Origin of the sequence: Paraburkholderia sp. BR13439 (assembly GCF_040948805.1) — a bacterium.
GTDB lineage: Bacteria > Pseudomonadota > Gammaproteobacteria > Burkholderiales > Burkholderiaceae > Paraburkholderia > Paraburkholderia youngii.
The window spans coordinates 47,534-60,113 of the sequence record NZ_JBFPKN010000031.1 but is presented as its reverse complement, the minus strand read 5'-3'; the positions used below and the strand labels follow the sequence as shown (position 1 = coordinate 60,113).

Annotated in this window: 10 protein-coding genes and 1 pseudogene; 4 read left to right on the top strand and 7 right to left on the bottom strand. The window is 60.4% G+C overall.

Annotated elements, in window-relative coordinates; translation table 11 throughout:
- Positions 1-362 precede the first annotated feature (362 nt).
- The 7 genes from AB3X96_RS37390 to AB3X96_RS37360 form a co-directional block, all read right to left on the bottom strand.
- Positions 363-1,361, bottom strand: a complete 999-nt coding sequence (locus AB3X96_RS37390; RefSeq protein WP_368593690.1) for a site-specific integrase — start codon at positions 1,359-1,361, stop codon at positions 363-365.
- Positions 1,358-2,296 (bottom strand): tyrosine-type recombinase/integrase, encoded by a 939-nt coding sequence (locus AB3X96_RS37385; RefSeq protein WP_368593689.1) that lies wholly within the window; start codon positions 2,294-2,296, stop codon positions 1,358-1,360. Before AB3X96_RS37385 ends, AB3X96_RS37390 begins: the two co-directional genes overlap by 4 nt.
- Complete coding sequence (locus AB3X96_RS37380; RefSeq protein WP_368593688.1) at positions 2,293-3,540, bottom strand: tyrosine-type recombinase/integrase; 1,248 nt, start codon at positions 3,538-3,540, stop codon at positions 2,293-2,295. Before AB3X96_RS37380 ends, AB3X96_RS37385 begins: the two co-directional genes overlap by 4 nt.
- Positions 3,541-3,628: 88 nt before the next feature.
- Positions 3,629-4,459: a site-specific integrase gene (locus tag AB3X96_RS37375; protein ID WP_368593687.1), complete on the bottom strand. Its 831-nt coding sequence runs from the start codon at positions 4,457-4,459 to the stop codon at positions 3,629-3,631.
- A gap of 135 nt (positions 4,460-4,594) precedes the next feature.
- Entirely contained in the window at positions 4,595-4,816 is a 222-nt protein-coding gene (locus tag AB3X96_RS37370) for a hypothetical protein (protein ID WP_176112165.1), read from the bottom strand.
- 192 nt (positions 4,817-5,008) lie between these two features.
- Positions 5,009-6,442: an MFS transporter gene (locus AB3X96_RS37365; protein WP_368593686.1), complete on the bottom strand. Its 1,434-nt coding sequence runs from the start codon at positions 6,440-6,442 to the stop codon at positions 5,009-5,011.
- Between the two features lie 323 nt (positions 6,443-6,765).
- Positions 6,766-7,626: an IclR family transcriptional regulator gene (locus AB3X96_RS37360; RefSeq protein WP_368593685.1), complete on the bottom strand. Its 861-nt coding sequence runs from the start codon at positions 7,624-7,626 to the stop codon at positions 6,766-6,768.
- 166 nt (positions 7,627-7,792) lie between these two features.
- Between AB3X96_RS37360 and AB3X96_RS37355 the strand changes: the two genes are divergently transcribed.
- The 4 genes and pseudogenes from AB3X96_RS37355 to AB3X96_RS37340 all read left to right on the top strand — a co-directional run.
- Positions 7,793-8,776: a hydroxymethylglutaryl-CoA lyase gene (locus AB3X96_RS37355; RefSeq protein ID WP_368593684.1), complete on the top strand. Its 984-nt coding sequence runs from the start codon at positions 7,793-7,795 to the stop codon at positions 8,774-8,776.
- Entirely contained in the window at positions 8,773-10,047 is a 1,275-nt protein-coding gene (locus AB3X96_RS37350; protein WP_368593683.1) for a CaiB/BaiF CoA transferase family protein, read from the top strand. Before AB3X96_RS37355 ends, AB3X96_RS37350 begins: the two co-directional genes overlap by 4 nt.
- 90 nt (positions 10,048-10,137) lie before the next feature.
- Positions 10,138-11,448 (top strand): MFS transporter, encoded by a 1,311-nt coding sequence (locus tag AB3X96_RS37345; RefSeq protein ID WP_368593682.1) that lies wholly within the window; start codon positions 10,138-10,140, stop codon positions 11,446-11,448.
- A pseudogene (locus tag AB3X96_RS37340) lies at positions 11,423-12,569 on the top strand (amidohydrolase); the annotation flags it as partial. The gene AB3X96_RS37345 and the pseudogene AB3X96_RS37340, both read left to right, overlap by 26 nt.
- Positions 12,570-12,580 lie beyond the last annotated feature (11 nt).

Genomic DNA, 12,580 nt, shown 5'->3' with positions numbered 1-12,580 from the left:
GGGCGAAACTGGAAACTTGCAGCAGATAGGCCTTCTGGGTGTTGTCTGCAAGGTTGCGGATCTGCATGTCATGCAGCATGCGTTTGCGCAGCGGTGTCATGGCGAACCTCCTGAAACAGTGAATGGAATGCCCGATCGGGCACTTCCATACTGCTCCAGGCGGCTGGCCTGCCATGCCGGCGGTTCGGCAGTAGACCACCGTGCTGCCTGAACGTCAGGCATTGACGTCAGCCATTCCCCCCACTACCGCTTCAGCGGTTTAGTACAAACTTGACTATCTCCCGCGCCGAACTATGTCCCGGTGCGCAGAGCACCGTGGTACGGTAACGCACGGCCGAGCGCTAAGCGGGACATAGATCTGGTCACGAGTTTTTCAGAAACGCCAGCAATCGGTCATCTGGTCGATACCGTCCAGGCTTCCCGTTAGGCGGTGTAGTCCTGTCAAGAACCTCCTGTTTCAACGTCAGATTAGCGTCGAGATAGATTTGTGTAGTTTCCACCGATTCGTGACCAAGCCACAGTGCAATGACCGACGGGTCGACGCCTTCTTGCAGTAGGTCCATTGCAGTCGTGTGCCGCAACACGTGTGGGCTTACGCGCTTGTTTTTCAGCGATGGGCATTCTTTTGCGGCGGCTGCGACGTGCTTGTGGACGAGGTAATGTACGCCGTGTGCGCTAAGCTGACCGCCTCGCGCATTCGGGAACAGTGGCTGATTTTCGGCCCGCGATGGTTCACGAAGCCAGGCGGCCAGCACTGCGCGCGTGCTCTTGCTCAGTGGCGTACAACGCTCCTTGCGTCCCTTGCCAATTACTCGCACATGCGCGCCGATGCCGATATATAGATCTTCGCGTTGAAGGTTGGTTAGTTCCGACAGGCGTAACCCTGTCTGAACCGCCAGCAGCAACAGTGCGTGATCACGGCGACCTGACCAGGTATCTTGGCCAAGTGCGGCCAGCAAGGCATCGACCTCCTGCCGGCTCAGGAAGGGCACCAGGGTTCGGCTAAACCGTTTGGCCGGAATGGCCAGCACCCGTTGGATGTGCGCAGCGTGTGACGGCATCTCGAACGCCGCATATTTGAAGAACGAATGCACTGCCGTTAGGCGCAGATTACGCGTTCGGGCCGTCACCTTCCGGACCTTTTCCTGTTCATCAAGGAACGCCGAGATCAGCGACGCATCGACGTCTTCCAGGGCCAAGCTGGATGGCGCTTTATGCAAGTGCCGCTGGGCAAACTCAAGCAACAGCCGGAATGTGTCGCGGTACGATGCGATCGTGTGTACGCTTGCTTGACGCTGTTGAATCAGGCGCTGGATAAAAAACTTCTCCAGCAGGACGGCGAAACTGGGCTCGCGTGTCATGATGAGCCTCCCCAGCGCCGCTCGAACCGGGCCATCGCCAGCGCCATCAACTCGGGAGAGCCGCTCAGATACCAGTATGTGCCGACTACGTATACGTGCCCGAGGTAAGTCGACAGAAGCGGCAACAGGCGCCAGGCATCTTCCCCAGACCGATACCAACGTGTCAGAACTTCGACAGCGAAGCGGTGACGGAAGTCATGCAGACGCGGCCCTTTGCTGGCACCTTCCGCCCGCAAACCAGTTGCCCGCGATAGTGCGTAGAACACGCGATGAACGCGCCCCATGTCCAGCCGAGTTCCGCGGCCGCTAACAAAGACATAAGATGAGACGCGATGACCGAAGAACTGCTCGCGGCGCCTGAGGTACTCTGCCAGAGCGGCACAGGTAGTCGCATGAATGGGAACCAGGCGCGAACGACCTTGTTTTGCACCGCGAATCGTGAGAATAGCGTTATCAATGTCCACGTCATCCAGCTCAAGGCTCATTGCCTCCCCGATACGCATGCCCGTTACACTGAGTAAGCCGATAAGGCAGTAAAACACCCACGGCCGCAGCGGCGTCGACGGCCAGGTCACCGGCAATTTCAGTGCTGCGTCCATGAGGTTTATCACTTCTTGCTCCGTGTACAGATGTGGTCTCGCCCGAGTGGAACGGTGCGGCAACAGACTTACTGGAGGAATCTCAGTGCGGCTATCGGTGGCGCTGCGGTAGCGGGCAAAGCCGCGCACAAAGCAAAGCCGCCTGGCCCACTCGGCGGGTTGAACCGAAGGACGTTGCGACCATTCGACCGCCAGGCCATTGCAGATGTACTCTGCCTGCCGTGCTTCCATGAAGTCGATGAACTGGAGCAACAGCCGGCCGGCCTCGCGCATCTTGAAGCCAAGGCTGCGGCGCAGGTCAAGGTACTCTCTGAGTCCTTCTCGAAGCGAGTTCATCGCACACCTCCCGGCCAGGCCATCGCCAATGTCCGGAGTGTGTTGACATCCACCTTCGCGTAAATGCTGGTGGACTGCACGCTACGATGGCGTAGCACCCGGCCAATCTCAGGCAGCGAAGCGCCGAGCTGCAACATGCGTACGGCCAAAGCATGCCGGAATTGATGTGAGCCGCGATGAGGCGCGTCGACTCTCGCTCGTAGGATTGCGTGACGCACAATCGTGCCAATCCCGTCTGAACCTTCCATCAACCCGCGTACCGGCGCCACGGAACGAAGGAAGAGGTGCCGATCTGGACAGGAGGGCCGCCCGTGCTGGAGATAGGCGGCGATTGCTTCACCAACGTCGGCGGCCAATGGCAGGAGGCTCTCGCGCCCACCTTTTCCACGCACGCGCAATTGAGCGCGATCCCAATCGATGTCGTCCAGCGTCACCCTGACGATCTCGCAGGCACGCAGCCCCAGCCGCGCCAGAAGCAGCAGCACGGCGCGATCGCGTAACCCTACGGCACTCAGTCGGTTACAACTGTCGATTGCGCGCTGGGCGTGTTCCGCTGAGATGGCTCTCGGGATTGGGGGCGTGCTCGCCCAGGCGGCCACCGTTGGCACGCTTGCCGCAAGTCCTGCGGAGACTTCGCCACGGGACTGGGAGTAACGGAAGAACGACCTCAAAGCGTTGGCAATATTCTTCAGCGCGGCCGGCCTCATGCGCTTTGCTTCGCTCTGAATGAATGCTGCTGCGTCGGCCGCACAAACATCAGACAGGCAAATATCTCCGCGACCGAAACGCCACACCAGGAATCTGCGTACCCACCTCGCATAGTTCTCGACAGTCACTTCCGCTAACCCCTGCTCATGCCGCAGGCACAACGCAAACTTTTCGATAACGTTGTCAGCGGCCGCCGCGAGCGCTTGAGAGGCATGACACACGCCTCGACTACGCAAGTAGTTCATCAATAGTTGCAACGCGCGCAGTTCCCGGCGTCGGGTCTCGAGGCATCTCGATCGATGCCGCGATCGCAACCGCTGGTATCGTGCGATGTCGCTGTCGTTCAAGGCACACAATGAAAGCCGCCTATCGTTGCACCATCGCCCAAATGCAAGCGCCTGTCGGGCAACCAGAAATGCATAACTCTCCGAATATTGTTGCTCGACCAGCCACTCGACGAATGCGACAAGGTGCTCAGATATCAGGCCTCCAACGGTGCAGACCATCGTCTTGGCGCTCACATAGGAATGCTCCACGGTCTTCTCCTTTCAGGCGGAAAGTGCCCGAAAAGAAGCATGCCAATGTTGAGCGCCCACGCCGCATCTTCATGAACAACGAGGACCTTCAATCCAAGCGGGACATAGTTCGGCGCGGGAGATAGTCGAGCTTCGCATGGCCGAGCAGCACCTGGATCACGCGGATGTCCACCTTCTGTTCGAGCAGGTGCGTCGCGAAACTGTGGCGCAGCGTGTGCATGGACACACGCTTGTCGATGTGCGCGGCCTCGGCGGCGGCATGAATGGCGCGGTTCAGTTGCCGCGTGCTCAGCTGATCGAGTGGATCGAGCCCAGGAAACAGCCACCCACCCTCGGGCATCCTGCCCTGCGCACGGGCCACACGCCACCACACACGCAGACGCTCGAGCAGCACCGGCGAGAGCATGGCGTAGCGGTCACGGCGGCCCTTGCCCTGCTCGATACGCAATGTCATGCGTTCGCTGTCGACGTCAGAGACCTTCAGCGCGACCACTTCGCTGGCGCGTAGCCCCGCGCCATACGCGACCGACAGCGCGGTCTGGTGCTTCAGGTTGCCGGCGGCCTCGATGAGCCGCCGCACTTCATCGGGGCTGAGCACGACGGGCAATACGCGGGGCACGCGTACCGGTTGCATCCTGACCATCAGCTCGGGCCGGTCGAGCGTGACGGTGAAGAAGAACTTCAGGCCGGTGATCGCGTGGTTCAGCGACACGGCCGATGTGCCGTGGTCGACCAGATGGAGCTGGTAGCGCCGCAGGTCCTCGACGGTGGCCGTGTCAGGTGAGCGCCCGAGAAACCGGGCGAACTCACGCACGATGTGCAGATAGATGTCCTGCGTCTTGGGGGCAAGCTGGCGCATGCGGATGTCGTCGATCATGCGCTGGCGCAGCGGACTGACGTTTGACTGCGAGGAGGTCATGATGGGGCTCCTGCTGGAGAACGAGGCGGATTGCCTCATTCGCCAACATACGGAACCGCGATGCCGGCCTCTCCATGACCACCGGCGTCTGACCGTAGCCCCTACCGCGCGAGCGGTTTAGTCCAACGGCCAGTTTCAGTCATTCAAGTTTGATTTGCGAACGTCGGCTTGCTGGCTAGCATGAGACACTGCTCGTGCATGACAGTCGGCAACTGTATTCAATGGAATAGCTTCGATAATGATCGGGTCGGCGCCGCGCACTGCAACCGTACGCGAGGCCATCAGCTTGTGCTCAACCAGCATCGCCTCGCTTTGAAAGAAGCGAGTCTCGAGATTTTTAGTCGCATCGGACATCATCCCAGCCCGGTCCCTGTACAAGTTGCGCCAGTTCGCTGCGCAGTAAAACTCCACTCCCGCATTCATATAGTTGGCACGAACCAGCCCATCGTCGCGAGAGTCGCTTCAAGCGTCAGTCCTCGTGCTTCGCGACGTCGGGCAGGACCGCGTTGCCGCGCGGATCTCTAACGGCGAGACCGCGATTTCTTGCGCTCAATGAGAGATGTCGTCGAGCGTGCGATTATTCGTGCGCGGACCGAAGAAGCCGATCGCGCCCATGATCACCACCATCGCACCGCCTATCAACCCGAATACGCCCTCAACACCAAAGTGCCGCAACGCGAAGGCGATCATGAACCCAGAAAACATTGCGGAGAGGCGCGACATCGAATAGACGAAGCCGACCGCCGTGGCACGGATGCGTGTTGGGAAAAGCTCGGTCTGGTAAGCGTGATAGCCGACCGAGAGCAGTGTGCCGCACAGGGTGATGAGCACCCCTAGCATCATCAGAATCGCGGGCGACGATTGTGTTGCGAACAGGCTGCCGAAGACGGCTATGCCGAGCGCGGAAAGCACGATCAGCGTCTTTCGTTCAATACGATCGGCGAATGTCATGGCGATCAAAGGCCCGAACGGATTCGACGCCGCGATGACGAACGAATACATCAGGCTATGCGTGACGGTCACGCCTTTGGAGACGAGCAGCGTGGGTACCCACGACGCGAAGCCGTAGAAGCCGATCGCCTGGAAAAGGTTGAAGACAAGCATTGTGATGGCGCGGCGGCGATACGGGGGCTGCCAGATCTCCCCGAAACGCGCCTTGCCGACGGTGACCGCGCGCTCGACGCGTTCCACTGGCGTGGGCAGCGCTTTCCCGTATTGCTCCATCACCTTTGCCTCGAGCGCGTGCGTCACGCTTTCCGCTTCTTCGAGACGGCCTTGCTGCGCGAGCCAGCGCGGGCTCTCCGGCACGCGGCGGCGGATCGCCCACACGACAAACGCGCCCAGCGAGCCGATGACTACCACCCAGCGCCATCCGTCGATGCCCCACGGTGTGCGCGGCACGAGCCACCATGCGAACAGTGCGACGGCAGGCACGGCGGCGTACTGCACAAGATGCACGAACGCGAAAGCGCGGCCGCGCAGATGCATCGGCACGAGTTCGCTGACGTATGTATCAATCGTCACCAACTCAACGCCCACGCCGATGCCCGCGATCAGACGCCACAGATTGATTGCGGACGCGCTGTCTTGCCAAGCCATCACAAAGGTCGCTACCGAATACCAAAGCAGCGAGACGGTGAAGGTCGTCTTGCGTCCGAAGCGGTCGGCAAGGCGTGACAAACAGAACGTGCCGATGAAAAGACCCGCGAACGATGCCGCGACGAACGCGCCAAGCCCCGAGAAGCCGAAGAACGACGCCGTCGTCGTCGAATACAGGCCGCTTTTGACGAGGCCCGGTCCGACATACGCGGTCAAGAATAGATCGTAGAACTCAAACCAGCCGCCGACAGCCAGCACGAAGACCAGCATCCATATCGAGCGCGTCGCGGGCAAGCGGTCGATACGCGCGTTGATTCGCTCTGCCTCCCCAACGATAGGTGAACCGGACGAGAGCTTTGTCCCATTAACGGGAAGACTGGCCATCTGCATATCTCCTGGCTGTTTTACTGAAGTTCTGTTAGATAGAACGTAGTTCTGTGTAACAGTATTCCTATGGTAGCCGTGCAGGTAGTGAAGGAGCGACTAGGGATAACCAGCGCCGACCCGTGCCTTGCATGCCGGGCAAGCGCATCTTTCAGCACGTACGGAGTGGGATCGGCTCAACAATGAATAACGACGCCTTTCAGCCAGCCGGGAAAGCTGGGCGCTGCGCGCTTTGGTCGCTGTAAGCGAGGATGTGATCGTTGCCGCAGCAAGGCGATTCGCGCTTTGCGCGGCATTCAGATGGCATGCCGGGGTTCACATGCCTAATGCAAAGGGCGCATGCTCAAAGGCCGCGTGCCTGGGTCAGGCATTTCCGTATCGACATCCGCTTTTTCCGATTTGGCAGCGTCTTCGTCGACGAATCTGGCGATGCTTGCATCGTATCTCGCACCAATGCCCCCCAAGTCGACCGTTGCTCGCTTCGCGCTGAGAAGCAATGCTTTGAGAGCAACGTTGATGGTGGCTGGGGCGTCGAATCTGCCTTTCGGCCCGGAGAGGGTCAGAGCGCCCAACAGCTGACCGGTTGAATCGAACACCGGCACTGATGCTGACGTTGTTTCGGGATCTCGTTCACCGTATGAGACCGCGCAGAATCGTTCCCGCACCTCATTCCAGCGCGGATCCGATGATTCACTGAATGCGAGCAGCACTTTGCCGGAGGCGCCTTTGTCGATCTCGAATTCCTCGCCAATCCGGATCGCTACTCTCACGCTTCTCGAGGGCTCCACGCGATACAGGACCAGGCGCTTGTCACCTTGCCGGACGTAAAAAGAGGCCGTCTCGCCCAGGTCGCGACTCAACTGCTGAAGGATGGGTTCCACAACGGGGCCGACTTGAAAAGACCGCTGGTAAAGCGTTGCGAGGCGAAGCGGTTGATGTCCGACAGCGTACTGACCGTCATTCAGCTTCCGTATAAATCCGCCGTGCTCCAAAGCACCGAGCAACCGCAAGACCGTGCTTTTATACAAGCCGGTGCGGCGCGATAGCTCGGTGAGCGTCAACCGGTCGTCGGTCTGGCCGAAAGCGTTGAGAATCGCGAAAGCCCGATCCAGAACGGCGACTCCACTGCTTGTGTCCGATGCGTCGAGCGACCGCTCTGCATTCCCGGGCCCACTGATAGTCATCTCTTCTCCTCCCTGGTTATGCCGTCACTCTAATGTTTCGCGTGACAGAACTCAAGTTCTGTTTTTCGCGATTTCGGGGTTTACCCGTCTTCACCAAGTCGCAAAGCGCACCTATAGTTCTATCCCATAGAACGCAGGTCTGCGTGTTAGAACCAAGGAGTCAGTCGTGAATACGCCCAATCCCAAGGTGTTGATCAGCGAGGTCGGTCCGCGTGACGGATTGCAGAGCATCAAAACTGTCATGCCCACGGCAGCGAAGCTGCGATGGATCTCGGCGCTCGCCGCTGCAGGCCTGAAGGAAATTGAAGTAGGCTCATTCGTGCCGGCGAAACTGCTGCCTCAGATGGCTGACATCCGCGAGGTCGTCGCGCATGCGCTCTCCCTTCCCGGTTTGCACGTCGCGGTTCTAGCGCCGAATCTTCGTGGCAGCCAGAGCGCTTTCGAAGCAGGCGTGCACAAGGTGACGCTGCCCGTTTCGGTGACCAACGAACATTCGCTGGCCAATATCCGCAAGACCAATGCGCAGATGATTGAAGAAGTGCGCAATATCGTCGCGCTTCGTGACGAGCGGTTTCCCGGCGTGCAGATCGAGGCCGGTGTTTCGGTCGCCTTCGGCTGCACGATCGCGGGCACTGTGACCGACGATCAGACCATGCGCATGTGCGTGGCAATGGCCGAATGCGGCGTCGATGAAATCGGCCTGTCCGATACGAGCGGCTACGCGAATCCGACCCAGGTTCGCCGGCTGTTCCGCCGTCTGCAAACGGAACTCGGCGCAAAGGCCGGCGGGGCCCACTTCCATAACACGCGCGGACAGGGGCTGGCCAACGTCGTTGCAGCGCTCGAAGTCGGCGTGACGACGATCGATTCCAGCCAGGCGGGTCTCGGCGGCTGCCCGTATGCACCGGGCGCGACCGGCAACATCGTGACAGAAGACCTCGCCTTCCTGCTCGAAGCCATGGGCTATGACACCGGTGTGGACATCGACAGGCTGATCGCCGCCCGTGCAATTCTCGCCGAGGCGCTGCCCGGCGAAGCGTTATACGGACACGTGCAGGACGCGGGGCTCCCAAAGGGATTCGCGTATGCAGACGGCCGCGCACCCAGCGCGCCGCAACCCCAAGGCTGCCTCACTGGAATAGCGCAATGAGCGAAGTACAAGCAAACCAGAATCTGCCGTATAGCGGCGTACGCGTCGTCGAGATGACGCACATGGTGATGGGGCCGACATGCGGCATGGTGCTGGCGGACCTGGGCGCGGAGGTGATCAAGGTCGAGCCTATTTCCGGCGACAGCACGCGCGCTTTGCGCGGCTCCGGTGCGGGCTTCTTCAGCACGTTCAACCGGAACAAGAAGAGCATCGCCGTGGACGTAAAAGATCCGCGTGGCGTGGAAATCGTTCACAAGCTCCTCGCTGGAGCGGACGTCTTCAGCGAGAACTTCAAGAGCGGCACGATGGACAAGCTCGGCCTCGGTTATGCCGCGCTGTCCAGGCTCAATCCGCGTCTCGTCTACGTGTCGCATAAAGGCTTTCTGCCTGGCCCATACGATCATCGCACCGCGCTCGACGAGGTCGTGCAGATGATGGGCGGCCTCGCTTACATGACGGGACCGGAAGGCAGGCCGCTGCGCGCCGGAACGAGTGTCAACGACATCATGGGTGGAATGTTCGGCGCGATAGGCGCGATGGCGGCGCTGGCTCAACGCGAACGCACGGGCCGGGGTCAGGAAGTGCAGAGCGCGCTGTTCGAGAACAATGTGTTCCTGGTGGCTCAACACATGATGCAGTACGCCGTGACCGGCAAAGCGGCGGCGCCGATGCCAAGCCGCATTTCAGCGTGGGCCGTCTACGACGTGTTCTCGGTCAAAAACGGCGAGCAGATCTTCCTGGCCGTTGTCTCCGATACGCAATGGGCGCTGTTCTGCGACGCTTTCGGGCTGGCGGAGCTCAAGGCGGACGAGCGTATCGCTTCCAACAATCAGCGCGTGCAGGCCCGCGATTGGTTGCTGCCGCTGCTTCGAAAGCAGATGGAAGCGTTCACCGCGGCCGAGATCAGCACGATTTTCGAGCGCTGCGGACTGCCCTATGCGCCGATTACCAAGCCGCAGGATCTGTTCGACGATCCGCACCTGCTCGCCACCGGCGGACTCGCCGAAGTGACGTTGCCGCCCGATGCAAGCGGCGCGGGACAGCCCATAGCGACGAGGACTGCGCTGCTGCCCTTGACCTTGGATGGTGAGCGCCTGCACCTGCGCGCGGCGCCCCCTTCGCTGGGTCAGGACACTCAAGCGCTTCTGTCGGGTCTCGGATACACACCGGAAGACCTCAGACAGTTGACCGAGGCTGGGGTAGTCAAGTGTCAGGACGCCCAGCCTGGCGATGCATCGAACCCGTCGGCGAACGAACTCGCCAGCGCCTGAAGCAGCGAAGCAGCGAAGCAAATAAAGAATCACTAAGCCGCGGAGGCCGGCAGGGCCTTTTGCGCGCCGTGATTCGACTGGAGACGAGACATGACATCCATTTCATCGGACATCACGACAGGCAGCGCGGTGGGTTCCACCCTCGAGCAGTCCGCAGTCAGGAAAGCAGCGTGGCGCTTCATTCCGCTCCTCGCGTTGGCGTACTTTTTCAACTATCTGGATCGCACGAGCGTCGGTTTCGCGGCGTTGACGATGAATCACGATCTGGGTTTGACCGCCACACAGTTCGGCTGGGGGGCGGGCATCATGTTCGCCGGGTACTGTCTGTTCGAGGTCCCGAGCAACCTCGCGCTGTACCGCTTCGGCGCGCGGCGCTGGCTCGCCCGCATCATGATCACCTGGGGCTTCTTCGCAGCGGCAACGGCATTGGCTGTCGGCCCCAAAAGCTTCTACGCGGTCCGGCTGCTGCTCGGCATCGGTGAGGCGGGCTTCTTTCCCGGTGTGATCTTTTTCCTCGCCGTCTGGTTTCCGGCTGGCTATCGCACTCGGGTGCTCGCGTGGTTCACCGTCTCCACGCCGTTGTCGTCGCTCGTCGGTGGTCCGCTCTCGGCGGCGCTGCTCCATATGGACGGCGTCCTGGGACTGGCGGGCTGGAGGTGGATGTTCATCGTTCAAGGATTGCCCGCATGCGTGCTCGGCTTTCTCGTACTGAAAATGTTGGCGGATAAGCCCGCCGATGCGAAGTGGTTGTCCAACGAGGAACGGCAAGCTCTGCAAGGCGCGTTTGATCGGGAAGGCTCGTCCCGTCAGAAGAAGAAAAATTTCGTGGCAGCGTTGAAGGACGCGCGGACCTACATTCTGGCGATGATTTCCTTTGGCTTTACGATGGGCTCTTACGGCATCGGCATCTGGCTGCCTCAGATGCTGCGGGCTCACGGGATGAGCGTAATGCAGACCGGCTGGATGTCGGCCGTGCCTTACTTCTTTGCCACCGTCGCGTTGCTCTGGTGGGCAAAGCGGGTCGATCGTCGCGGCGGCCCGATCGCAAATCTCGCCGCAGGCCTTTTGATTGGTGCGATTGCGCTGGGTGTCTCGACGTATTTCCATCAGCTGGTTCCGGCGATGACTGGCATCACGCTCGCGTTGATCGGCACGATTGCGGGCCGGACGATCTTTTACACGCTTCCTGCCCGGTTCCTTTCCGGACAGGCGGCTGCCGGTGGCCTGGCCTTTATCAACTCGATCGGTGCACTCGGCGGCTTTGCGGGACCGTACCTCGTGGGTTATCTGAAGGACAGTTTCGGTACGTTCGAGGCCGGCATGATTGGTCTGTCGATTGTGCTAGGCATCACGACATTGCTGACTTTGTCACTTTATGCATTCGATCGCGCAGAGCGCTGATAGCAATACCATCATCACCCGACGCCGCCGCTTGCTGAGCGCAATGGCAGTACCAATGATGCTGCCTGCTATCGCTCTACGTCAGGCGTTTGCAAACAGGAAAACATGCCGTGAGTACGACTAGCAACTACCTTCCCGTTCGGTCGGACTGGCTCGCCTCTGGCACCGAGGCTGCGCTTGAGCCCGACATGCCGATCATCGACGCCCATCACCACTTTTATGAACGTCCGGGATGGACCTATCTTGTCGACGAGTATCTCGAGGACGCGCGATCCGGTCACAACATCACCGCGTCGGTGTTCATGCAGGCGTTGACCCGGTATCGCCCGTCGGGTCCGGAGCCGATGCGACCGGTCGGAGAGATCGAGTATGTCGCGGGTGTCACGGCTCCTTTGCAGAGTGGCGAGCCGCAGGTTGCGAAAGGTATGGTCGGCTATGCGGATCTTCGCCGGGGGCCGGCGGTGCGCGATGTTCTCGAAGCGGAACTGGATGCTGGCGATGGTCGTTTCCGTGGCGTTCGGCATCTGGTTACCTGGGATGCTGACCAGACGCTGGTGAATCCGATTTCGGCAGCGCCGCGGGGACTGCTGCTCGATCGCGACTACCGGGCCGGGGTCGCGGAGCTCCGATCGCTGGGGCTGTCGTACGACGCATGGCTGTTCTTCCCGCAATTGCCGGAGTTGTTCGATCTGGCAAAGGTCCATCCTGATACGCCTTTCATCATCAACCATTGCGGCGGGGTAGTCCGCATCGCCAGTTACGCAAGCCACCGCGCTGAAGCGTTCGACGCCTGGTCGAGCTCAATGCGCGCACTCGCTCAGTTGCCGAATGTCTATGTGAAGGTGGGCGGACTCGGCATGCGTATCAATGGCTTCGAGTTTGAAAAGGGCGAGCGACCGCCGTCATCGGATGAATTGGCGCAAGCGTGGAAGCCATGGATGCATACGTGTATCGAAGCGTTCGGTGCGGACCGCTGCATGTACGAGAGCAATTTCCCGGTGGACAAGGGCTCCTATCCATTCAGTAATGGTTGGAACGCCTTCAAGAAGCTGACTGCACAAGCTAGCGCTGACGAGCGCGAGGCCTTGTTCCGGGGGACGGTGAGCAAGGTCTATCGCCTCACGGAAGTGCG

What these genes read in the sequence shown, in the direction of transcription:
- AB3X96_RS37375 (WP_368593687.1), bottom strand. Translation starts at nt 4,459, where the DNA reads ATGACCTCCTCGCAGTCAAACGTCAGTCCGCTGCGCCAGCGCATGATC.
- AB3X96_RS37365 (WP_368593686.1), bottom strand. Translation starts at nt 6,442, where the DNA reads ATGGCCAGTCTTCCCGTTAATGGGACAAAGCTCTCGTCCGGTTCACCT.
- AB3X96_RS37345 (WP_368593682.1), top strand. Translation starts at nt 10,138, where the DNA reads ATGACATCCATTTCATCGGACATCACGACAGGCAGCGCGGTGGGTTCC.
- AB3X96_RS37360 (WP_368593685.1), bottom strand. Translation starts at nt 7,626, where the DNA reads ATGACTATCAGTGGGCCCGGGAATGCAGAGCGGTCGCTCGACGCATCG.
- AB3X96_RS37385 (WP_368593689.1), bottom strand. Translation starts at nt 2,296, where the DNA reads ATGAACTCGCTTCGAGAAGGACTCAGAGAGTACCTTGACCTGCGCCGC.
- AB3X96_RS37370 (WP_176112165.1), bottom strand. Translation starts at nt 4,816, where the DNA reads ATGATGTCCGATGCGACTAAAAATCTCGAGACTCGCTTCTTTCAAAGC.
- AB3X96_RS37350 (WP_368593683.1), top strand. Translation starts at nt 8,773, where the DNA reads ATGAGCGAAGTACAAGCAAACCAGAATCTGCCGTATAGCGGCGTACGC.
- AB3X96_RS37390 (WP_368593690.1), bottom strand. Translation starts at nt 1,361, where the DNA reads ATGACACGCGAGCCCAGTTTCGCCGTCCTGCTGGAGAAGTTTTTTATC.